Source organism: Paenibacillus caui (assembly GCF_019904135.1).
GTDB lineage: Bacteria > Bacillota > Bacilli > Paenibacillales > Paenibacillaceae > Fontibacillus > Fontibacillus caui.
In genome coordinates this window covers 1-23,321 of sequence record NZ_JAIOGQ010000014.1, presented here as the reverse complement: position 1 = coordinate 23,321, position 23,321 = coordinate 1, and the positions used below count along the sequence as shown (strand labels likewise).

The window sequence follows — 23,321 nt, the reverse complement described above, 5'->3', positions numbered from 1 at the left end:
CCATTCATGCCTCATACCTTTGCAAGCAGCAACGAACAATGGCGAAAACTGTAGTTAAATAGGGATTTATCTTCTTTTTAATTGTTTTTAAGGTATGCTTAAGGTTGGTAGTACACAATAAAGACATCAAAAGAACATAACCCTTAATTAACCAGGGATGAGGAGGAAATAGACAATGGACGAACAAAACAACAAGCCAGGTCAAGGTTTTGGTTACGGAGCCGGTCCTGATTACAACAATAATAACCATTCGAATCATGATAACAGCAGTCAGGAAAATGGAACAGAGAAGTCTTCTTATTATTCATACGGTCCTTACCAATCCCAGGAACGCAGCCGTGACGATTACAGCTCGAGCAACAGCAGCTATGAACCAAGCATCCAGAAAAATATGGAAATTACCCCTCCGAAGCCGGTACGGCCGCTTCCTTCCAGCTACCCTGTCCGGTCAACCTTCGAAAATGCGTCAAATTCGGGAAAATCGGATTCTGGAAATCCGAACGCCAAAAATAACTGGCAGTATAACCGTAAGCCGAAATCCACGGTTAAATCCGTTATCGCAGGCGTGCTTGCAGGTATGGTCATCATGACAGGAGCTATGGCTTATGCGGATTATGAAAATCTGTTTACCGGCGATAAACAGGCGGTAATGGCTACTGCTCCCGGGTCAACACCGTCTTCGCCAGAGGCATCCGATTCTTCGGCCACGAATGTCAAGCTGCCTATCGGCAGCGCCGGTGATGTCACATCCGTGGTGAAGCAAGCCGGACCGGCAGTGGTTCAGATTGAAACGCTTGTTAAATCCAATAGACAGAGCGGAGGCAGTTCTTTCGGCAGCGATCCGTTCTTCAATTACTTCTTCGGTGACAACTTCGGCGGCGGTGGAAACGGAGGCGGGAGCGGGAACAGCGGCAGCGACGGTTTGATTGCCTCCGGTCTCGGTTCCGGCTTCTTCTTTGATAAAGCCGGCTACATTCTGACCAATGAGCACGTGGTACACGGAGCCGATGTGGTTCAGGTAACAGTTCAAGGAACCAAGAAGCCGTATGAAGCCAAGGTTCTAGGCAAGAGCTACGATCTGGATCTGGCGGTGCTGAAAATCGACGGCGACGGCAACTTCCCTTCGATTCCGCTGGCGGATTCCACCAAAGAAGAAGTCGGCGAAAGCGTCGTTGCGATCGGGAACCCGCAGGGCTTTGATCATACGGTAACAGCCGGCGTGCTCAGTGCAACCGGGCGTCAAATCTCCATTCCCGGCGAGAACGGCGAGAAAGAACGCAAATATGAGAACCTGCTGCAAACGGACGCTTCCATTAACCCGGGCAACTCCGGCGGTCCGCTCCTTAACCTTAACGGCGAGGTGATCGGGATTAACGTTGCGGTAAGCTCGGATTCGCAAGGTATCGGCTTTGCCATACCGACCAGCACGATTTCCGAAGTACTTGACAAGCTGAAGAACAATGAAGAAATTCCTGCAGCTCCGCAGCCGTTCATCGGTGCAAGCCTGCAGACCGTAACGCCGCAGGTGGCCAAACAAATGGGCACGAATGTAACGGAGGGGTCGCTCGTTATGGAAGTTCTTTATAAATCCCCTGCTTATACCGCCGATCTCCGCCCTTACGATATTATTACCGGCGCTGACGGCACCAAATATTCAACTGCGGACGATTTGATTGTGTATATCCAGTCCCACAAGGTTGGCGACAAGGTCACGCTTAACATTGTCCGCGACGGTAAAAACATCGATTTGCCCGTGACGATCGGCAATAAAAATGATTTCAGCACTTCCCAGCAGTGATTTCCATCTTGACGAATTGCTGCGAATGGGTCTTAAATGATGAAGCGGCAGGGATTCCTCCCTACCGCTTTTCTTGATAGGAATCGAATGATGCAGGTTGGGGGATAGAGAAGTGAGAAATGGTATCTTGGTTATTGATGACGATGAAAAAATAACATCCATGCTTCGCCGAGGTCTGGCCTTTGAAGGCTATGATGTCTATACGGCAAACAATGGCGTTGAGGGGCTTAAAATGATGCTGTCCGCCGACCCGGATCTGGTCATCCTGGACGTGATGATGCCGCAGCTGGACGGTTTTGAAGTTTGCCGCAGACTGCGGGAAGGCGGGAGCACGGTACCGATCCTCATGCTGACCGCAAAGGACGAAATCGAGAACCGGGTAAAAGGTTTGGACACCGGTGCGGATGATTATCTGGTGAAGCCGTTTGCGCTCGAAGAGCTGCTGGCCCGGGTGCGCGCTTTGCTCAGACGCAAGGAGCCTTCCGGAGATGCGAGCGGACAACGCTTGATATTCGAAGACATGATTATGGATCTGGATGCGCGTGAAGTGGTCAGAGCCGGCAACCGCCTGGAACTTACAGCCAAAGAATTCGATTTGCTTCATTTGTTCATGCAAAATCCGAAACGGCTGCTGACCCGGGATCTCATCATGGACAAAATATGGGGTTATGACTACAGCGGGGAATCGAACGTACTGGAAGTATATATAGCCATGCTAAGACAAAAAACGGAGGAACACGGGGGCAAGCGGATCATCCAGACGATCCGTGGAGCCGGGTATATATTGAGAGGAGAAACATAGAAAATGTCGATCAGGCTCAGACTGACAGCGTGGTATACCGGCATATTGGCTATAACTCTTATCGTGTTTGGCGCTTCCATCTATGGAATCGTACGATATAACATGTATGTGGAAGTGAAAAACAGGATTGCGGATCAGGCGCTTCCGACCCTTCAATCCTTGAACTATACATCTTTGCAAGGCCTGGACCTTGCGCCTGATCTGGGACAGCGGATTCGTCTGGAGGATGCGCAAATTTTTTGGCAAATTACCAGCTACGTCTCGGGGCTGACACGGATTTCTTCCGGCATGGAAAATCGGTCGCTGAAATTTCCCGTACCTTCATTAGAAACGGTTAGTAAAAATTACAAAGTCCATTTTGAAACCATTCAAGTGCATGGAAGTTCGTTCATCGTACTTATGGTCCCTATCTCTATTCCCGCATCCGTCAACGAAAAGGCGGCTATTATCGGGTTTCTTCAGCTCGCCTACAATACCGCTGCAGAGGACCATATCATGAACCAATTGCAAAGGGTTCTTCTGTTCGGCTCATTAATCACGATCGTCGTTGCTTCGACCTTCGGACTTTTTCTGGCCCGCACATCGATGCGGCCGATCGGCAAGGTCATTCAGGCGGCCAATCAAATTCAGACAGGGAACGATCTCAGTGTCCGCATCGATTACCAAGGTCCGCAGGATGAAATCGGACGGCTAATCGGGACGGTGAACGGCATGCTTGCACGTGCTGAAACGTTCTACAACGAACTGGATCAGGCTTACGCCGCCCAGCGCCGCTTCGTATCCGACGCTTCTCATGAGCTTCGCACTCCGCTTACGACGATCCGCGGCAATGTAGATCTGCTTAAGAAAGTGTGGACGCAAGAGGAGGCTTCTGGCCGAAAACTGGATGATAAGGAACTGCACCAGCTTTCCGTAGAAGCGGTCACGGATATTGCCGAAGAGGCTAGCCGGATGAGCCGTCTGGTGAATGACATGCTCTCTCTGGCTCGTGCGGACGCGGGCCAAACGATTGAAAAGTCGCCTGTGGAGATGGAACCGCTGGTTACCGATGTCATCCGGAGGGCCCAGTTTTTGCCCCGCAAAGCAGACTGGCTGCAGGGGGATCTCACCGCTCTGGAAGGAGCAATTGTTGAAGGCGACAAGGATTATTTGCAGCAGATGCTGTTCATTTTTATCGAGAATGCCTTCAAGTATACCCCTAAAGGCCAGGTAGTCATAGATGCGATGCGGAACGGCGGACAGCTTGGCATCCGGATAGCGGATACCGGCATTGGCATGGAGCGAACGGAAGTATCCCATATTTTCGACCGCTTTTACCGGGCTGATGAATCCCGCGGCGTAACACCGGGTACCGGGCTTGGGCTGTCGATCGCCAAATGGATCGTTGATGAGCACAACGGATCCGTTGAAGTTTTTACACGTAAAGGCGAAGGGACTACCTTTCTTATCTGGCTTCCTGTAAGCTTTAACGCCGTAACGGAATAAGGTATAATGGAATTGTTCCTTCACGGCATATTCTGTTGCCCGTGCTGATAACGGAACAAGGAAGGCAGGTTTAATGTTCATGGAAGTGATTAAAATTTCGCCGCGCGGCTACTGCTACGGTGTTGTGGACGCTATGGTGCTGGCGCGCCAGGCTGCCAAAAATCTTGATTTGCCGCGGCCGATTTATATACTCGGCATGATTGTTCATAACAGCCATGTCACCACATCGTTTGAAGACGAGGGGATTATTACGCTCGACGGACCGAACCGTCTCGAAATTCTCGATAAGGTTGACAAAGGAACGGTTATCTTCACCGCGCACGGCGTATCGCCTGAAGTCCGGCGGATTGCCAAGGAGAAAGGATTGACTACGGTTGACGCAACCTGTCCCGATGTGACGAAGACGCATGTTCTTATCGAAGAAAAGGCGGCCGAAGGCTATGAAATCATTTACATCGGCAAGAAAGGGCATCCGGAACCGGAGGGGGCGCTTGGAGTCGCGCCGGGGCATGTGCATCTGATCGAACGGGAAGAGGAGATCGACCTTCTTGACATTCGCGCTGACCGGATTTTGATTACGAACCAGACCACAATGAGCCAGTGGGATATCAGGCACATTATGAACAAGCTGCTTGAGAAATACCCGGGTGCTGAAGTTCATAATGAGATTTGTCTGGCTACGCAGGTGCGCCAGGAAGCGGTTGCCGAGCAGGCTGGACAGGCGGATCTTGTCATTGTGGTTGGGGACCCGCGCAGCAACAATTCCAACCGCCTCGCGCAGGTGTCGGAAGAAATTGCCGGCGTGAAAGCATACCGAATCTCCGACCTGTCAGAGCTGAAGCGGGAATGGCTTCAGGGAGTGGGCAAGGTCGCGGTTACCTCCGGAGCCTCCACACCGACTCCCATTACGAAAGAAGTCATATCGTATCTGGAGCAATATGATCCCGAAAGCCCAGAGACCTGGGGGATCGTGCGAACCGTCAACATGAGCAAGCTGCTTCCTCCTGTAAAGGACAAGGCGGCCGCGAAATCCAAGTGACCACAAACAACCAAACATCACCGGAAGCGATGATCGTGAACACCCGCCTGCTTTGGCGAGTGTTCTTTTTTTGATTTGCGACGTCATTCCATTTTTTTCTGCATTCCGCTATTCATGGTGCAAAATAAAGATATAATCATAGAACAAGAAGAAGCGGACAATTGTACTTGACAGCGTGCGGCATTATCGGTTATATTTGCTTTAGTGATTAAAAGCTTAAAAGCGAACAAGCGTTTAAGTGTAAAAATATCTATTGCTAATTAAAGTGTGAATTTTTAATTTTGGAAGGAAGTGCAGCAATGATCGTTATTACTTCTGTTCATACACCGGACGAACGCATCCGTGAAATCGTTGAAATGATTGAGAAAGAAGGAATCAAAACCCATGTCTCGCGCGGGAGCGACCGCACGGTTATTGGGTTGATCGGACGGGTTGAACCGAAGCTGGCAGAGCACTTAAGACAGCTGAAGGACGTAGAGAACGTCGTCAAAATCTCAAAGTCCTACAAACTGGCAAGCCGGGATTTTCAACCTGAAGATACGGTGATTACCATTGGTGATGTCAAAATTGGGGGAGAAGAGCTCGTAATTATGGGGGGACCGTGTGCTGTTGAATCGCCGGCCCAGATCGACGAAATCGCGAAGCTGGTCAAGGCTGCGGGCGCCCAGGTGCTCCGTGGAGGAGCGTTCAAGCCCCGTACAGGCCCATACAGCTTCCAGGGGGTTGGAGTCGAAGGGCTGGTCATGATGGCCGAAGCGGGCAAAAAGCATGGTCTCCTTACCATTACGGAGGTCATGACGCCGGAGTACGTGGACATTTGCGCGGAATACGCAGACATTCTTCAGGTTGGCACCCGCAATATGCAAAATTTCGATCTGCTCCGCAAGCTCGGCGAATGCGGGAAGCCTGTATTGCTTAAACGGGGATTCAGCGCCACTTATGACGAGCTGCTGAATGCTGCCGAATATATTCTGGCAGGCGGCAACCCGAATGTGATGCTGTGCGAACGGGGAATCCGAACCTTCGAAACTTATACGCGCAACACGCTTGATCTCTCGGCTATTCCGTCTTTGAAGCATCTCAGCCATCTGCCTGTTATTTCCGATCCGAGTCACGGAACCGGACGGCGCGAGCTCGTAGAGCCTATGTCCAAGGCTTCGATTGCCGCTGGCGCGGATGGTCTGATTGTTGAAATGCATACCGATCCCGACAATTCCATGACAGGCGATGGAGTTCAGTCCCTGTTTCCGGATCAGTTTGCAGGCTTGATGCAGGATTTAGAGAAGCTGGCTCCGCTGGTCGGACGGCGCTTCGATACACCTAAATCAATGCTTTCAACAGCCTCGGTGTAACTGGAAATCTAACATAGTTACGTTAATATCCCTTCCGGATCTGCCGGAAGGGATATTGTGCATTACTACGGTAAAGTGATGGCGAAAATGTGATGATACCTTACATAATTGAACAAAAATACCTTACATAGCTATTGACGATTTCGTCTATGTCGGATTATAATGACGACAACAAAAAATATTAAAGTATGAACGTTAATCGTTGGTTTGCGCTTTAATGTTCGTGATTGGGAGGAAATAAGGATGTCGGCACAGGATGTTTTGAAATTAATCGAAGAACAACAGATTGAGTGGGTGGACTTCCGTTTTGTAGACTTGGCTGGACGTTCACATCATATCACTCTTCCAGCATCAGCAGTAGACGAAGACACGTTCGTGAACGGTGTGGCATTTGACGGTTCTTCAATCCCAGGTTTCCGCGGTATTGAAGAGTCCGACATGGTCATGATGCCTGATAGCGGTTCTGTATTTGTAGATCCTTTCACAGCACACCCGACCCTGAACGTTTTGTGCGATATTTATACGCCAGAAGGCGAACGTTATGAACGTGACCCTCGCAGTGTCGCAGCTCGCGCTGAGAAATATCTTCAAGACAGCGGCGTTGGTACACATGCGAACTTTGCACCGGAATCCGAATTCTTTATTTTTGACGATGTGCGCTTTGAGAGCGGCATGAATAAGTCCTATTATTCCGTTGATTCCGATGAAGCCATCTGGAATACGGGCCGTGATGAAGAGGGTGCCAATCAGTCGTTTAAAGTGCCTGTTAAAGGCGGTTATGTCCCTGTAGCTCCTACTGACAAAGGTCAAGACTTGCGCAGTGAAATGTGCCGTATCTTGGAAGAAGCAGGACTTAGTGTAGAACGTCATCACCATGAAGTGGCAACTGCCGGTCAGGCTGAAATCAACTTCCGTTTCGACACTTTGACAAAGACTGCTGACAATCTGATGATATATAAATACATCGTTCAAAATACAGCGCAGAAGTATGGCAAATCTGCAACGTTTATGCCAAAACCGCTGTTCGGTGACAACGGTAGCGGCATGCACGTTCACCAATCGATTTTCAATGGCGATGTGCCTTTGTTCTATGAAAAAGGTGCGTACGCGAACCTGAGCGAGACTGCACTTCATTACCTTGGAGGCATTCTGTACCATGCACCTGCTCTGATCGCTTTCACAAACCCAAGTACGAACTCCTTTAAACGTCTGGTACCAGGCTTTGAAGCTCCGGTTAACCTGGTGTTCTCCAAAGGTAACCGTTCTGCGGCAGTTCGTATCCCGGTTGCAGCAGTTACACCTAAAGGCTGTCGTATCGAGTTCCGTACTCCGGACTCCACTGCCAACCCTTACCTGGCATTCTCGGCAATGCTGATGGCTGGCCTTGATGGAATCAAACGTAAAATTGATCCAAGCAAAGAAGGCTACGGACCATTCGACACTAATATCTATGAGCTGTCCGATGAAGAGAAGAAGAACATCCGCAGCGTTCCAGGTTCCCTGGACGAAGCGCTGGACGCTCTTGCAGCCGACTACGAATTCTTGACTGAAGGCGGCGTATTTACTAAAGAATTCATCGAGAACTTTATTGAATTCAAACGCGGCGAAGCTAGAGCGATTTCCACTCGCGTTCATCCGCACGAATTCAGCCTGTACTTCGACCTGTAAGACTAAGCATAAACTAGAGTTCAATCTCATAAAAGGCTATCCCAAAGTCATCGCAAATGACTGAGGGATAGCTTTTTTAGTAGCAAACACAAGGGCAGAATCTGGGAGAGGATGGGGAGATTATGGCGACGCAGTTGAATTACAACATAAATAAAAGCTTCAAAATCGTGCAATTCACTGATCTGCACTGGGAGAACGGTCATGGTAACGACATGTTGACGAAACGGTTAATGGAGCAGGTCCTGGATGAAGAGAAGCCGGATCTTGCAGTTATTACGGGAGACCTGATCGAAAGCACAGCCTGTCTGGATCCTAAGGCCTCCATCGAACAGATTGCCGAAGTGGTAGAAGCAACGGGGACGCCTTGGGCTGCCGTGTTTGGCAATCATGATACGGAAGCGGGCATATCCAGAAGCGAATTCTCAGACCTTCTTCTCGGATTTGATCACTGCCTATCGGAAGCAGGGCCTTTAGAGCTCAGTGGATCCGGCAATTTCATGCTTCGAATTGCAGACAGCCAGGGTAACCTGGATAAAGCCTTGTTTTTTCTGGACTCAGGCAGCTATTCGAATCACCGGATCGGTGGATATGCGCCTATTGCAAGAGACCAGATTGAATGGTACACGAAGCAGTCGGCAGCCATGTCCCAAGAGAACGGTGGCCCAGTTCCGGCACTCGCGTTTTTTCATATCCCGCTTCCGGAATATAACGATGTATGGGATTTAGAGACCTGCTACGGCAGTAAATTCGAATCGGTTTGCTGCGCGAAAGTGAATACAGGTATGTTTGCGGCGATGGTCGAGATGGGCGATGTGATGGGTACCTTCGTAGGTCATGACCATGTGAACAGCTATTGGGGAGAGCTTCACGGCATTCGTTTATGTTACGGCAGGCAAACCGGGTATAACAATTACAGCAGGAAAGGGTTTAAGCGTGGCGCCCGCGTGATCTGCCTGGAAGAAGGGAAGCCAGGTTTTCAGACATGGATCCGGCTCGAGGGTGGGGAAGTGCTTCTGGAGAAAGAAGGACATCTTCCCGAAAAGAAGTTGGAGAAATCTACAGCCTCTTTTTAAAAATTTCTTACGAAAAAGCTGTAATAAAATAAAGCGTTAATGTGTCAATTCTGCGAACTGGTACATTTTTTATGAATATGACTCTTGATGGAACATTCGATTGTTGCTATGATAAACCGTAAATATACCTAAACAGGCTGGTTGAGAGGATGGGAGTTACTTTGAACAAGAGAGCTTTCAATTTTAATGCAGGTCCTGCAGCTTTGCCCCTGGAAGTACTGCAGCGCGCGCAGGCTGAATTTGTTGACTACAAGGAAACTGGAATGTCGATTATGGAAATGTCTCACAGAGGAGCCGTTTACGAGTCAGTCCATAATGAAGCCCAGACGAGATTGTTGAATTTGTTTGGCAATCCGGAAGGCTATAAAGTGCTGTTTTTGCAGGGCGGTGCATCTACGCAGTTCGCTATGATTCCGCTGAATTTGCTGACAGAAGGCAAGACGGCGGGATACGTAAGAACAGGAAGCTGGGCGGACAAAGCCATCAAGGAAGCAAAGCTTATCGGTGAAACTTTCATTGCGGCTTCTTCCGAGGAAAGCAAGTTTATGTCTCTTCCGGATTTGAGCAACCTTAGCCTGCCGGATCATACGGCTTACCTGCATTTGACCTCTAACGAAACGATCGGAGGAACGGAGTTTAAGGAGTTTCCGGGTACCGGCAGCGTTCCGCTGATTGCGGATATGTCCAGCGACATATTGTCCCGTTCGTTTGATTTGAAGTCGTTCGGCATGGTGTACGCCGGCGCACAGAAGAATTTGGGTCCATCCGGGGTAACGGTCGTGATTGCCCGGGAAGAGCTGCTGCAGGAGTCACCGAAGCATTTGCCGACAATTATGCGTTATGATACGCATTACAAGAACAACTCTCTCTACAATACACCGCCATCTTTCGCCATCTACATGGTCAATGAAGTGCTGAAATGGATTGAGGAGCAGGGAGGACTTGCAGGCATAGAACAGTTGAACCGCAAGAAGGCGGGGATCCTCTATGATGCGATTGACCAAAGCGGAGGATTTTACAAGGGCTGTGCAGCCAAGGATAGCCGTTCTTTGATGAATGTAACCTTCCGCCTTGCTTCTGAAGAGCTGGAGAAGCAATTTATTAAAGAAACCGGGCAGGCAGGGTTTGTCGGGCTTAAAGGTCACCGCAGCGTAGGCGGCCTTCGCGCTTCGATCTACAATGCCGTTCCTTATGAAGCTATTTCGGCTCTGGTTGACTTTATGGATGATTTCCGCAAACGGAATGCCTAATCTGCTTTTTGTGAAGGAACGCGAGCCTTTGCCCTTTAGCGGCAAAGGCTCTTCTTTGCGCTCAGGACATACTGGCTGTTGTTGATTCCACGGAGTTGTTATAATATTTAGGTCACGACTAGAATAATGGATTGGAGAGGTGTCTTTCACAGATGGCATTACATATTGTACTCGTTGAACCTGAAATTCCCGCAAATACCGGTAATATTGCGAGAACCTGCGCCGCAACCGGGACACATCTGCATCTGGTTCGCCCTTTGGGCTTCCGTACGGATGATGCCGCGCTGAAAAGGGCGGGACTGGATTACTGGTATGCGGTTCATATCGAATATCACGATTCCTTTGCGGACCTGCAGGCTGCCTATCCGGGTGGGCGTTATTTCTATGCGACGACCAAAGCGGATAAGTACTACCATAACTTTGAATTCCGGGACGGCGATTTTTTGGTGTTCGGCAAGGAAACGAAAGGACTTCCTCCGGAGCTGATTGCCGCAAACCGGGACACGGCGATGAAAATGCCGATGACGGACAAAGTACGCTCGCTAAACCTGTCCAATTCAGCGGCCATTGTCGTGTATGAGGCATTGCGGCAGCTGAATTTTCCGGGGATGAATTAAATACCGGTATTAGCTGCTGCCCTACGCTTTTATAAGGAAATAGCAAGAAACGGACCACCAAGGCTGGCCCGTTTTTTATTTTGGGAGACTTGAACGAAAATGCTGTTGACAAAAATCGAAACTGGTCTTATATTTTAGGTAAGCGTTTACGTAGTGAAAATTCATGGATGGTTGACCTGAATAATCCATTGAAACCGCTCTAAGTAAACGTTTACGAATTACAAAGGTGAAGATGAGCATATGAATCCAACCATTAAGGATGTCGCGAAAAAGGCCAATGTTTCTATTGCAACCGTTTCCAGAGTGTTGAATAACCTTTCGGGCTATTCGGACAAAACGAAACAGATTGTTTTGGAAACGATTAAAGAGATGGGATATCAGCCAAATGCCATTGCGAGAGGTCTAATCAACAAAAGAACTGAAACCATTGGCGTGCTGCTGCCGAATGTATCCAGCTCTTTCTCCTCAGGCCTGCTGCATGGGATTGAGCAGTATGCGCACGACCATAATTACAGTGTCGTTATTTGCAATACCGATGATGTGGGCAAACGGACGATGAAGTACTTGAAGGTGCTGCGCGAGAAGCAGGTGGATGGCGTTATCTTCGCTTCCGAAGTGCTTCAAGACGAATATTACGAGGCGCTCAAAGCGATGAATATTCCGGTAACGCTTGTTTCTTCCAAAACCAGTCACCCGTCGGTCCCTTACGTGAAAGTAGATGATCGAAAGGCGGCTTATGATGCTGTCTCCTACTTGATTCGAAAAGGCCATAAGAAAATTGCCATGATTAGCGGGACCAAGGAAGATGTTATCGCCGGAATCCCGAGAATCGAGGGGTATAAGCAGGCGCTCAAGGACAACGGACTTACTTTCCGAAATAAAAATTTGGTCTATGGCGATTTTATGTTTGACAGCGGTTGCAAATCGATGGAGCAGCTGCTTCAGAACAGCAATGACTTCACCGCTGTATTTGCGGCGAGTGATGAAATGGCGATTGGGGCCTTATCGGTTGCAATCAGGAAAGGGATCAAGGTACCGGATCGCATTTCGATCATTGGATATGACAATATCAAATTGACCGAGATGGTTGTTCCGCCGCTTACCACAGTTGAACAACCTTTATCCCAAATGGGGGCGATTGCGTGTGAGAAGCTGATCAGCATGATTGAGACGGGGCGAGTCGTTGAAAGTTCTATTGTGGAGCATAAAATTGTGGAAAGGCAGACGGTAAAAACTTTAACTTAAGTTTTGCATCGATATAACGTAAACGTTTACTTACGTTCTTTATTACATCAAGGGAGGGATGAACGGAACAAGTTTTATTTTTTCACTTTAAAGTAAACGTTTACGTGTTTGGCGGTTGATGCTGTGTAGGAGCTTACTAATGACGATCAGGGGGATTGTAAAATGAAAAAGGTATTGTTACCGCTGCTGGCTGGTGTACTCACAATGTCCATGTTGAGCGCTTGCGGAAATAGTAGTGAAGGTTCGGGAGGCAAAGTAAAAATAGAGTTCTTCCAGAACAAAACAGAAGCTAAGGCAACCTTTGACAAATTGATAGCGAAGTTTAATGAAGAGAATCCCACAATTAAAGTCAGCCAAGTCAACCCGCCGGATGCGGAAACCGTTTTGAAAACACGCGTCGCCAAAAAAGATGTGCCTGACGTTATCGGCCTGGGAGCTACCGACACCTATTCTTCCTTGGCCAAAAGCGGACTGTTCGAGGATTTCACAAACGATCCGATGGTGAAAAATATACAGCCTGCCTATGTTGATATGCTTAAGAAACAAACAGGACTTGCCGAGCTGAACGGAATTCCGTTTTCCGCGAATGCCAGCGGCATCCTTTACAATAAAGCCATTTTCAAAGATCTGGGCATTGAAGTGCCCAAGACCTGGGATGAATTGATTGCTGCGGCCGACAAGATCAAAGCAGCCGGCAAAAATCCGTTCTATTTTACATTGAAAGATTCATGGACGACTCTGGTTCCATTCAACTCGTTCACGCCGAATATTGTAGGTCTCGATTTCTTCAACAAGCGCAAAGAAGGCTCAACAACCTTTAAGGATGCCTTCCGCGAAGTCGCTGAGAAGCAGCTGAAACTGACCGAATACGGACAAAAGGATCAATTCGGCAAAGGCTATAACGACGGCAACACCGCTTTTGCAAAGGGAGATGCTGCGATGTACATCCAGGGGGTATGGGCAATCCCTGAAATTCAAAAAGCGAATCCGTCCATTGAACTTGGCATCTTCCCGCTCCCTGCAACGAATGATCCAAGCAAAAACATGCTCGTTTCCGGTGTAGACACGCTGCTCACCGTCTCCAAGAGCTCCAAGCATAAAGAAGAAGCCAAGAAGTTTATAGAGTTCCTGCTCAAGAGCGAAAACTCGCAGCAATATATCAATGAGCAAAAAGCATTCTCTGCGGTTCAAGGCGTAACGCAGTCCGATCCGAGCGTTGCCGACCTGAACGGTGCGTTTGAAAGCGGTAAACTGGTTGACTTTGCCGACCACTACATTCCTGGAGCCATGAAGGTTGATACCCTTATTCAGGACTTCATGCAGAAAAAAGATATAGATCAGTACCTGTCTACTTTGGACACGGAATGGGATAAAGTGGCTGACCGTAAATAGAGCGAAAAAGAGCGGAGGAGAAGGGGGAGTTACTTTTCTCCTGCCGCTTTCCAAAGGAGGAGAGAACAATGGCAAAACGCCGTATCGCATTCTACTTGATGACCGTTCCGGCACTGGTTCTATTCTTTGCGTTTCATACCTATCCTGCGCTTCAGGGGATCTTCTATTCCTTCACCAACTGGGACGGGTACAGCGCCAGCTATGACTTTGTCGGGTTTAAAAATTTTGTGAATATTTTCAAGGATGCCAACGTCATTAATTCTTATGTGTTCACCTTCAAATATGCCATTGTAACGACCATACTGATCAACGTCCTCAGCTTGCTGATTGCCCTCGGGCTCAACTCGAAAATCAAATTTAAAAACTTCTTCCGCGGCGTTTATTTCTTGCCGAACATTTTGAGTGTCCTGATTGTCGGCTTTATCTTTAACTATTTATTCGCAAACGTCTTCACGGTTTGGGGGGCTAAGCTGGGCAGCGAGTTTCTGTCGCAAAATATTCTGGGCAACCAAAACTGGGCTTGGATCGGCATCGTCATTGTAGCCGTATGGCAGGGCATCGCTTTTAACACGATTCTCTACCTTGCCGGTCTGCAGACGATCCCTAGAGATCTGTATGAAGCTTCAAGTCTGGATGGAGCAAGCCGCTTCAGAGAATTCTGGAGCATCACGTTCCCGCTGCTTGCTTCCTTCTTTACGATCAACATGGTGCTTGCGATGAAAGGCGGCTTGATGGTATTTGACCAGATCGTAGCCTTGACGGGCGGCGGACCTGGCCGTGCAACCCAATCCATTGCGCTTCTGATCTATACCGGCGGATTTCAGGGCGGAGAATTCGCCTACCAATCGGCGAACGCGGTTATTTACTTTATTGTCATCGTCGTGATCTCTGCGATTCAGCTTAAATTTTTACAGAAACGGGAGATGGATTTGTGATGAGAAAATCGACGAATTGGACCATTACAATACTGGTGGCACTGGGTTCGCTGTTCATTTTGTTTCCGCTCTATATGACGATCAGCATAGCGCTCAAAAATTCGGAGGAAATGGCCCGCTCCATATTTTCGCTTCCTACCGGACTGCATTTCGAAAATTTCAAAAATGCCATCGAAGCTACGAATTTTTTCAATGCCTTCAAGAACAGCGCAATTATCACGATTTGTTCCGTCGGCTTTATCCTGCTGACTAACTCGATGGTCGCCTATGCCATTGCGCGCAATATGGAGAAGAAGTTTTTCAAAGGACTGTATTTTTACTTTATCAGCGCGATGTTCATTCCTTTTCAAATCATCATGCTGCCCGTCGTCAAGGTTACGACCGACCTCAGCATGAACAATATTACGGGTCTGATTATTCTGTATATTGTTTACGGGCTAGCGTTTAATACTTTCGTCTATGTCGGCTATATTCGTACCATTCCTTACGAGCTGGAAGAAGCGGCAACGGTGGACGGGGCTTCAACCTGGGGGACGTTCTGGAAAATTATTTTCCCGCTGCTGGCGCCCATTAATGCGACAATCGGCATTCTGGCCTGCTTGTCTACATGGAATGATTTCATGCTGCCGCTCATTTTGCTGGGGAACCAGGATTCCTACACCCTGCCGCTTGTTCAGTATGTGTTCCAAGGCCAGTTCAGCACAGACTTCAATTTGGCGTTTGCCTCTTATCTGCTTGCCTTATCGCCGATGGTCATCATTTATCTGTTCGCCCAAAAATGGATAATCAATGGGATTACGCAGGGTGCCGTTAAATAAAGTGGTTCTTTCGAAAATACTTCCTTTTAGATGGGAGAGTTACTCATGCAGAAACAATGGTGGAAAGAAAGCGTAGTATACCAAATTTACCCCCGCAGTTTCATGGACAGCAACGGCGACGGCATCGGTGATCTTCAGGGAATCATTTCAAAGCTGGATTATTTGAAAACGCTTGGCGTTGACGTCATTTGGCTCTGTCCGGTCTATAAATCGCCCAACGACGATAACGGCTATGATATCAGCGATTATCAGGACATCATGGATGAATTCGGCACGCTGGATGACTGGCAAATGCTGCTGGATGGCTTGCATGACCGGGGGATGAAGCTGATTATGGACCTGGTCGTGAACCATTCCTCGGATGAACACGCCTGGTTCATAGAGTCGCGAAAATCCAAAGACAACCCTTACCGGGATTATTATATTTGGCGGCAGGGCAAAGAGGGCAAGGAGCCGAACAACTGGGGCTCTTTCTTCGGCGGTTCGACCTGGGAGCTGGACGAACAAACCGGCGAATATTATCTCCACCTGTTCTCGCGCAAGCAGCCCGATCTGAATTGGGAGAATCCCAAGGTGCGCCAGGAAGTGTACGACATGATGACCTGGTGGCTTGAAAAAGGGATCGACGGCTTTCGGATGGATGTCATTAATCTCGTATCCAAGGTTCAGGAGCTCGCGGATGCGGAGGGCGATGGGGACGGGTATCATTTCGGCGGAAAATATTTCGTAAACGGTCCTCGCATCCACGAATATTTGCAGGAAATGAACCGCAATGTACTGTCCAAATACGACGTGATGACCGTAGGGGAATGTATTGACGTGACCCCGGAAGAAGCGGAGCGTTTTGTCGGAGAGGACCGCGGCGAGCTTAATATGGTCTTTCACTTTGAGCTAATGGGTGTGGACAGCGGCCCCGGTGGAAAATGGGACGTTACACCCTGGAAGCTGACCGATTTCAAGAAGATTATGACCAAGTGGCAAACGGCGTTAAACGGAAAAGGCTGGAACAGTCTCTATTTGAATAATCATGATCAGCCCCGGATGCTTTCCAGATTTGGAAATGACACGACCTACCATAAGGAATCGGGCAAAATGCTGGCAACGCTGCTGCATACCCTTCAAGGAACGCCTTACATCTATCAGGGCGAGGAGATCGGCATGACGAACGTGCAGTTTTCGTCGATCGATCAGTACAAGGATATTGAAATTCTGAATATGTATAAGGAATATAAGGACGCCGGCCATGACGAACAAGCGATCATGAAGTCCATATATGCCAAAGGCAGAGACAATGGACGTACCCCGATGCAGTGGAGCGCCGGGCCGAAGGCCGGGTTTACGACGGGTACACCGTGGATTAGCGTAAATCCGAACTACACCAGAATCAATGCGGAACAGTCCATGGCGGATCCGGATTCCATTTTTCATTATTACAAACGGCTGATTCAGCTTCGGAAGCAGCATGACGTTATCGTGTACGGGGATTACATCCTGCTGGGCGAGGAAGATGAGCAAGTTTACGCTTACCTCCGCAGCCTTAAGAATGACAGATTGTTGGTCGTGCTGAACTTCTTTGAAGCTCCAGCCGAATTTACACTTCCACCCGATATTTCTTATGCGGATCCAAAGCTGCTCATCAGCAATTATGACGTTGAGGCTGATTCCGACATCCGGCATTTGGAGCTCCGTCCATATGAAGCGAGGGTGTATAAGTTCCAGGGATAAATAACTCGAAATGGATATTTACAGGGCCTGTATCAAACTTGAAAAAGGGAGAGATCCAGGTCCTTTAAATATAAAAACTCGACCATAAGAGGAGGAACAGTAATTTGTCTAAACAGCGTAAACTATGGATTGGTTTTATTGCTGCGCTAATGCTGGTGCAAGGCACGGGTCCCGTTTACATAGGGAGTCAAAAGGCCAATGCGGAAGAATCAACCGGCGCAAATCCATCGTTATCCTCATTTGTCCCGCCAAAGCCCCTTACCGATCTGACGATAGACAAGGCGAGATATGCCCCCGGGGAGAAGGTAACGTTTACCCTCCATCTGGATCAAAGCGTCAGTTGGAAGGGCAACCTGAACATCCGGGTCTATCAGCTGGATCAGCTGATTGCGGAAGGCACCCAGCCAATTTCGGTCAGCGCCGGAGGAACGGAGGCAATGGCTGTAACCTGGACGCCTCCTGAGAAAGATTTCCAGGGCTACATCGTAAAAGCGTGGATCGACTCAAGACCCCTTGACGTTCAGACTGCAGCCGTTGACGTATCCAGCACCTGGACGCGTTATCCGCGTTACGGTTATTCATCGGAGTTCCCGAATGAGACGGAGCAGCAAAGCGACGAGAAGATGAAGCAGCTGTCCCAGGACTACTACTTGAACGGCTATCAATTTTACGACTGGATGTGGCGTCACGACGTTTCGGTTTATTCGAAGACGGACGCGGACGGCAAGCCGCTGAAGGATGCCGAGGGTAATTTTATTACGGCGCCAATCGACAAAGACACAGTTTACCATGATTTGCTTGGCAGATTATTGTATCCGCTTACAGTAAAACAGCAGGTGGCAGCGGCTCAGAAATACGGCGCCGCGGCAATGGCTTACGAAATGAACTACGCTGCGAGAGAAAATTACGAAGACTTTGGCGTCAAGCCGGAATGGGGCCTGTATAACAAGAATGCGACGAAGAATGAAGCGGGCGTCTTTGGCATCAAGGATCAGAACGGTTTTTATTTCAGCGGGGTGAAACCCAATCCGACGGCGCTTTACCTTCAGGACCCGGGCAATCCGGAATGGCAGCAGTACATTACAAAGCAATTCGACCGCGCTGTCAACGAGTTCGGATTCAACGGCATCCATCTCGATCAGTGGGGAGCCTCGGATAACGATTACCTGCTCGATTATCACGGAAACAAGCGCTACTATTCCCTGGACTACAACAAGCTGATCAACAGCACAAAGGAATCGCTTACTGAGAATAACAGCGGGAAAAACGATCTTACCTTCAACATGGTTGGAGGCAACTCGGGATACAGCACTGTAACCCGTCCCGATACGAAAACCGATTTCGATTACAGCGAAATCTGGCAGGATAAGGACCGTTACCGGGACTTGCAGGAGGTAGTGAACGATACCCGTGCCAAAGACGGGGGCAAGGCGATGGTCATTGCCGGTTATATAAACTACAAGCAAGCGACGGGCGTCCCCTATGATGCTTCAGAAGCGACAGGCATGCCTAAAGTAACCGAGTTTGCATCCCGCATCGGCACTGCCTCCGGCTGGGTTGGGGATTTTGGCAAAAAAGACGAGGATCAGCTTATCTTTACGGTGAACGTTCCAAAGGCGGGCAAATACGAACTAACCCTCAATTATGGCCATGGCAACGACGGGGGAAGTCCCGACGGCAGACTGTCCGTAAATGAGCAGATTGCAGCTGGAAGCATTTTGTTTGACCACAAGACGGGATGGGGAAATCCGGTTGCCCAGATAACCGCCCAAGCCGAACTTAAAGCAGGGGACAACAAGATCAAGCTGCAGCTCAATTCAAACGATCTGTGGCTGAATGTGGCCAGCCTGGATGTGAAGGGAGAGGGAGTAGACAAACGTTACGAGGCCGTGTTCGCAGAGATGATCAGCTGCCATGTCGATCAGTATAGTCATGTTTATGGCTTTGAAACCGATGGGGATTACGTGAAATTTCATGTGAAGGCTGCCAAGGGCGGTAATTATCCGCTGTCCTTCAGCTATGCTGCCGAAAGCCGGCAGGTAAGCCGAACTTTATATGTAAATGGCAAAAAGAACGGCCGACTCGATTTTACGGCGACCGGAGCGGCAGATGCGTTTGAAGAAGGTCAAACTGCGATGGTACATCTGAACAAGGGCGACAACGTCATTACGCTGAAGGTTGAAGGCAGTAATGATACAGGCCTGAACCTGCAGTATCTGAAGCTGAGCCAGGAAATATATATGGCGCAGTATGCGGAAACAGGCTGGTCTCCTGCCAAAAAGGCCGAAATTAAGGCGATCGACACCTATCTGGGTAATTTTACGCAAAAAGGGGATTATATCGAATTCAAAGCGCCTGAGCCCGCAAAAGCCGGAGAATATCCGCTTGTGGTAACCTACCGGAATACAGGGACCGAGGCGAAGCAGAGCGTCTATGTGAACGGGCGCAAAGCGGGAGTGCTTACTTATAAATCTACTGATAAAGCGTGGAGCACCGTCTCTCTGCCGCTCTATCTGCAAAGCGGCGGAGATGCGCCTACCATCATGTTGAAGAATGACATGTCCTCTTCATCCGGAGGGCTGGAAATCGACAAGCTTGAACTGGACAATAAGACATATCAGGCGGAGGATGCTTCCAAGGTGACAATTGGATGGCAGCCGGTTGTAGCGAAGACGGGCAGTGTGAACGTTACTCTTGCCAAAACCGATAATTTCGGCAAGCAGGGACAATCGATCGAGTTTGACATCGATACGGATCAAGCTGTGGATAAGCTTGGCTTCGTTTACCGGAGCGGCAACAACCCGATTTTCAGCATTGCTGTGGACGGCAGAACCGTTGCCGAGCACGTGGCCTTTGCCAGCACCTCCGGCGGTTGGGACGGAGCGATGGGTGAGCTTGACGTTTCCACTGCAGTTCCAGCAGGTTCACACAAGGTTAAGCTGACCCTGGAATCGGATGGACAATACATTAATCTTAGCAGCTTGAACCTGGGCAGCGATGTATACACCGTTGACAAGGCAAGCGTCTCCGAAGGGATTCAAACCTCGGTTGGCTATGTGCATGATTTCAAGGATGAAGGGGATTTTGTCACCTTTGACGTAAACGTGCCGGCTGCCGGTACTTATGACTTGGGTTGGCAGTACAAGACGGAAGGCAGTTTGGTCCTGCCTGCGGTCCGTGCTGTTGTGATCAACGGCGAAGCGGCCGGTGCTGTAACGTTTGATTCGACCGGGCCGGTCTGGAAGAACAAGAAACAGCCGGGTGTTCAGCTGCAGGCCGGGAATAACCGTATCACGATCAAGGTCGATGATCGGGAGGACGAGGGCATTCAGCTAGACAGCCTTCAGGTAGCGTCTGCCGACCTTTCATATCACCGGATTTATGAAGCGGAGAATGGAGAAATTCTTCCGGCCATGATACTGAACAAGGATACGGTAGAGAATTTTGGCCATGCTGGCGACGAGGTGAGCTTTGATGTTGAGGTGCCAGAGTCCGGAGAAACATCGCTGATCTATACGTATGCGAATCCGGGAACGGCAACGACGCGTTCGCTCTATATTGACGGGAAGCGGGCGCAGAATTTGAACGGCGATCCGGCAACCGTATCCTTTGATGGAACGGAAGGGCTGAACAAGTATAGCGAGGACGGATATTTTATTGTTCCTTATCTGGAGAAGGGCAAGCATAAAATTACGCTTAAGATGGAACAAGACGACGAAAAAGGCGTCCTTCACCTCCGGCGTCTGACACTCGGCTATTTCAACGAGCCGTCAGTGAGACTGATGGATGCAGCTCTCGCATCTATGGGAGCCACTCACATCGAGCTCGGAACAGCGGAGAAGCTCGAGGAAGGGCCGAATATGCTGGCGCACGAATATTATCCGAACCGCAGCAAGAAGCTGCTGGACGAGACGAAGGAGCATTTGAAAGAGTACTATAAATTTTTGGCGGCGTATGAAAACCTGCTGTTTGACAGCAAAGCTGATGACCAGACAAAAATTGCTGTTGCGGGCAGCAAGGGCCAAAGCATTGCGCTCAGTACCGATGGCTCCAAGAACAGCTTGTGGTATACGGTCCGTAAAAACAAGGACAACAAAGGCTTTGAGAGCTATGAAGTGCTGCACTTGATCAACCTGCTGGGCAATGACGACAATTGGCGCAATGCCGCCAAGGAAGCTGCCGTCCAGAAAAATTTGGAGATCACTTATCCCGTTGGCGTAACCAAACAGGAAGCCGCAGGGCTTAAGGTATATGCGGCAACACCTGACAGCGGGGAGGGCGCGCTGACGGAGCTTCATTACAGATGGAGCGGAGATTCCATTGTCATTGAGCTTCCCGAACTGGAATACTGGTCCATGATTGTCATAAACCGCAGCCCCAAACAGACCAGTGCACAGCCTTTTTTCGAAAATAACGGAAAATAAACAGTCAGGATTTATGCCCTGCAAACTGGCGGCCACATGTTGGCGCCAGTTTTTTTGAGTTTTTGCCAGCATCATGACGCTAATGTAGCTATGAAATAAAGTCGTACTGTTTTAAAGTTATCAAGACCTAAATTGTAAAAAGTAAAAAAATATAGGGTGATACATATTAGTCATGTATAATATGTATCACTCTTTTACTTCTTTTTCAACAATTGCGCCCGTTCCTTGAGTAACGTATTCACAAAATTAACGGATAACCTTTATCAGTTAATTTTTTCCAATTTCTTTTTAAAAACGGCACAAGCCAGATGGAACCAATAATAGTCAGAATTAAGGCTCCAATTAATATTAAAGGTAAGGAAGGTGCTGAGGTTGATTGCACGTTTTGAGTACCTACATCAAAGGCAAGATAAATATCTCTCAAACCAACAATAGCATTAGATGTGATATGAACAATGATCGGCGTGACTAAACTGTTTGTTTTAATAAATATTAGGCACAAAATAATTCCCATCATCGTAGCACCAAAAATATTTTGTAAATGCAATACACCGAAAATAACCGAGGAAAATATAATCCCTTTTTTCAAACCGAATTTATCTGTTAAACGTCCTAAAAGATATCCTCTGAAAATGATTTCCTCGCATATCGGGGCAATCAGGACGACAGAAACTAGTTTGAAAACAAAAAACCAAGGAATAAATTTTTCCTTCGATGGCAATGCCGTTGCAGTGGTAGATTCTGGTGAAATATTAAGTAGTAGAACGATAACAATCAATATCATCCCTAGCCCAAAAATCAAGGGCATAATTGCGGATGCGATTATAGTTCTTAATTTAATCGGTACAGGCTTTTTAAAGAATCTATGGATTGAATCGTTATTTTGTTTCAACTTCCTCGTAAACCACAAAATAGGAACTACATAAAGACAAAGGATAATAATTATTTGTGTTGTCACTTCACTTGGTAATTCCGGAACAAAAGGGAACTTTGAAAAAATAACAGTAACGGTAAAGGTGAACAGCATACAAAAAATTAGATGTCTTAGTTTTGAAGTTTTAAATACATTGCACAACAGTCTATTGTCCCTACTTTCAAGTAATTCTTAAATCGGAATCAAGAACTCCCTCTTCTGCCCAATTCTTCATTTAATGATTATTATACAAAACAAAATCAATATGTAATAGCTTTGTTCCTTTATTTCGTTTTTACCTTCGTCACAATTCTACCTATTCCAATCAATACGACAAAAGTAATCACTGCAGTTAAAATTGTTTGCATTTCACTTCAACCTCTCAATTTAAATGTTTATCTTTTATACGGTATTTTTGTCGAATAGTTTCAATACATATCCATATTTGATTACATAATTCCTCCGCAATATGGCCTGTTTGTTGAACAAGCAGGGATGGAGAGTACCGTCTCTCCATAAACTAAACTTTATATCTCTGCATAAGCAACCTTCAATTGCTCTCTAAGTTGTTTGTTATCATCTTCAAATTTTTTAATCTTCCGTTTCAGTGATTCAATAAGGGCATCCTCTAATAATCATAGTACAGTTAATTAGTTAATTGAGCATTTTGCAGTAATATAAGCCCTTGAGCCACAAGGATTTTCAGGCATAAAAAAGGGACTTCACCCCAATTTGGCGAAGTTTTTCGGTGACCAAACCAAAAACCCCAGAATGGAGGAAGTCAC

Annotated in this window: 16 protein-coding genes and 1 pseudogene; 15 read left to right on the top strand and 2 right to left on the bottom strand. The window is 48.0% G+C overall.

Translation table 11 applies throughout. The features are described 5' to 3' along the window. Positions 1-175: 175 nt before the first annotated feature. The 15 genes from K7397_RS10060 (at position 176) to K7397_RS09990 (ending at position 21,623) form a co-directional block, all read left to right on the top strand. Complete coding sequence (locus K7397_RS10060) at positions 176-1,798, top strand: S1C family serine protease (RefSeq protein WP_223067826.1); 1,623 nt, start codon at positions 176-178, stop codon at positions 1,796-1,798. Between the two features lie 112 nt (positions 1,799-1,910). Continuing rightward, positions 1,911-2,600 (top strand): response regulator transcription factor, encoded by a 690-nt coding sequence (locus K7397_RS10055; protein ID WP_223067825.1) that lies wholly within the window; start codon positions 1,911-1,913, stop codon positions 2,598-2,600. 3 nt (positions 2,601-2,603) lie between these two features. Continuing rightward, complete coding sequence (locus K7397_RS10050) at positions 2,604-4,085, top strand: sensor histidine kinase (protein WP_223067824.1); 1,482 nt, start codon at positions 2,604-2,606, stop codon at positions 4,083-4,085. Between the two features lie 79 nt (positions 4,086-4,164). Further along, a complete protein-coding gene (locus K7397_RS10045; RefSeq protein WP_223067823.1) occupies positions 4,165-5,124 on the top strand; it encodes a 4-hydroxy-3-methylbut-2-enyl diphosphate reductase in 960 nt (319 codons plus the stop codon). Between the two features lie 299 nt (positions 5,125-5,423). Further along, positions 5,424-6,476 carry a 3-deoxy-7-phosphoheptulonate synthase gene (gene aroF, locus K7397_RS10040; RefSeq protein ID WP_223067822.1) on the top strand — a complete coding sequence of 351 codons (1,053 nt, stop codon included), beginning with the start codon at positions 5,424-5,426 and terminating at the stop codon, positions 6,474-6,476. Positions 6,477-6,719: 243 nt separating this feature from the next. Next, a complete protein-coding gene (gene glnA / locus K7397_RS10035; protein ID WP_223067821.1) occupies positions 6,720-8,144 on the top strand; it encodes a type I glutamate--ammonia ligase in 1,425 nt (474 codons plus the stop codon). A gap of 122 nt (positions 8,145-8,266) precedes the next feature. Beyond that, complete coding sequence (locus tag K7397_RS10030; protein ID WP_223067820.1) at positions 8,267-9,217, top strand: metallophosphoesterase family protein; 951 nt, start codon at positions 8,267-8,269, stop codon at positions 9,215-9,217. A gap of 161 nt (positions 9,218-9,378) precedes the next feature. Continuing rightward, complete coding sequence (gene serC, locus K7397_RS10025; protein ID WP_223067819.1) at positions 9,379-10,467, top strand: 3-phosphoserine/phosphohydroxythreonine transaminase; 1,089 nt, start codon at positions 9,379-9,381, stop codon at positions 10,465-10,467. Positions 10,468-10,619: 152 nt separating this feature from the next. After that, positions 10,620-11,084, top strand: coding sequence for a tRNA (uridine(34)/cytosine(34)/5-carboxymethylaminomethyluridine(34)-2'-O)-methyltransferase TrmL (trmL, locus tag K7397_RS10020; RefSeq protein ID WP_223067818.1), 465 nt, complete (start codon positions 10,620-10,622; stop codon positions 11,082-11,084). A 240-nt stretch (positions 11,085-11,324) separates the two neighbouring features. Further along, positions 11,325-12,329 (top strand): LacI family DNA-binding transcriptional regulator, encoded by a 1,005-nt coding sequence (locus K7397_RS10015; protein WP_223067817.1) that lies wholly within the window; start codon positions 11,325-11,327, stop codon positions 12,327-12,329. 162 nt (positions 12,330-12,491) lie between these two features. Further along, on the top strand, positions 12,492-13,721 hold the full coding sequence (locus tag K7397_RS10010; RefSeq protein ID WP_223067816.1) for an ABC transporter substrate-binding protein: 1,230 nt from the start codon (positions 12,492-12,494) through the stop codon (positions 13,719-13,721). 68 nt (positions 13,722-13,789) lie between these two features. Further along, on the top strand, positions 13,790-14,656 hold the full coding sequence (locus tag K7397_RS10005) for a carbohydrate ABC transporter permease (protein ID WP_223067815.1): 867 nt from the start codon (positions 13,790-13,792) through the stop codon (positions 14,654-14,656). Beyond that, positions 14,656-15,474, top strand: coding sequence for a carbohydrate ABC transporter permease (locus tag K7397_RS10000; RefSeq protein WP_223067814.1), 819 nt, complete (start codon positions 14,656-14,658; stop codon positions 15,472-15,474). Before K7397_RS10005 ends, K7397_RS10000 begins: the two co-directional genes overlap by 1 nt. Before the next feature lie 45 nt (positions 15,475-15,519). Continuing rightward, positions 15,520-17,199, top strand: a complete 1,680-nt coding sequence (locus K7397_RS09995) for a glycoside hydrolase family 13 protein (RefSeq protein ID WP_223067813.1) — start codon at positions 15,520-15,522, stop codon at positions 17,197-17,199. Between the two features lie 104 nt (positions 17,200-17,303). Further along, positions 17,304-21,623, top strand: a complete 4,320-nt coding sequence (locus tag K7397_RS09990) for a glycoside hydrolase family 66 protein (RefSeq protein ID WP_223067812.1) — start codon at positions 17,304-17,306, stop codon at positions 21,621-21,623. Positions 21,624-21,861: 238 nt separating this feature from the next. Here K7397_RS09990 and K7397_RS09985 read toward each other — a convergent pair whose 3' ends face one another. After that, on the bottom strand, positions 21,862-22,515 hold the full coding sequence (locus K7397_RS09985) for a CPBP family intramembrane glutamic endopeptidase (RefSeq protein ID WP_223067811.1): 654 nt from the start codon (positions 22,513-22,515) through the stop codon (positions 21,862-21,864). A gap of 548 nt (positions 22,516-23,063) precedes the next feature. Then, positions 23,064-23,165, bottom strand: a pseudogene (locus K7397_RS21495) (DUF6262 family protein); the annotation flags it as partial. Positions 23,166-23,321: the final 156 nt, after the last annotated feature.

Bases quoted from the DNA above. Each gene is read 5' to 3' on its own strand.
- K7397_RS10030 (WP_223067820.1), top strand. From the start codon at position 8,267: ATGGCGACGCAGTTGAATTACAACATAAATAAAAGCTTCAAAATCGTG.
- K7397_RS10005 (WP_223067815.1), top strand. From the start codon at position 13,790: ATGGCAAAACGCCGTATCGCATTCTACTTGATGACCGTTCCGGCACTG.
- K7397_RS10010 (WP_223067816.1), top strand. From the start codon at position 12,492: ATGAAAAAGGTATTGTTACCGCTGCTGGCTGGTGTACTCACAATGTCC.
- K7397_RS10050 (WP_223067824.1), top strand. From the start codon at position 2,604: ATGTCGATCAGGCTCAGACTGACAGCGTGGTATACCGGCATATTGGCT.
- K7397_RS10015 (WP_223067817.1), top strand. From the start codon at position 11,325: ATGAATCCAACCATTAAGGATGTCGCGAAAAAGGCCAATGTTTCTATT.
- K7397_RS10060 (WP_223067826.1), top strand. From the start codon at position 176: ATGGACGAACAAAACAACAAGCCAGGTCAAGGTTTTGGTTACGGAGCC.
- K7397_RS10000 (WP_223067814.1), top strand. From the start codon at position 14,656: ATGAGAAAATCGACGAATTGGACCATTACAATACTGGTGGCACTGGGT.
- trmL (WP_223067818.1), top strand. From the start codon at position 10,620: ATGGCATTACATATTGTACTCGTTGAACCTGAAATTCCCGCAAATACC.
- K7397_RS10045 (WP_223067823.1), top strand. From the start codon at position 4,165: ATGGAAGTGATTAAAATTTCGCCGCGCGGCTACTGCTACGGTGTTGTG.
- glnA (WP_223067821.1), top strand. From the start codon at position 6,720: ATGTCGGCACAGGATGTTTTGAAATTAATCGAAGAACAACAGATTGAG.
- aroF (WP_223067822.1), top strand. From the start codon at position 5,424: ATGATCGTTATTACTTCTGTTCATACACCGGACGAACGCATCCGTGAA.
- K7397_RS09995 (WP_223067813.1), top strand. From the start codon at position 15,520: ATGCAGAAACAATGGTGGAAAGAAAGCGTAGTATACCAAATTTACCCC.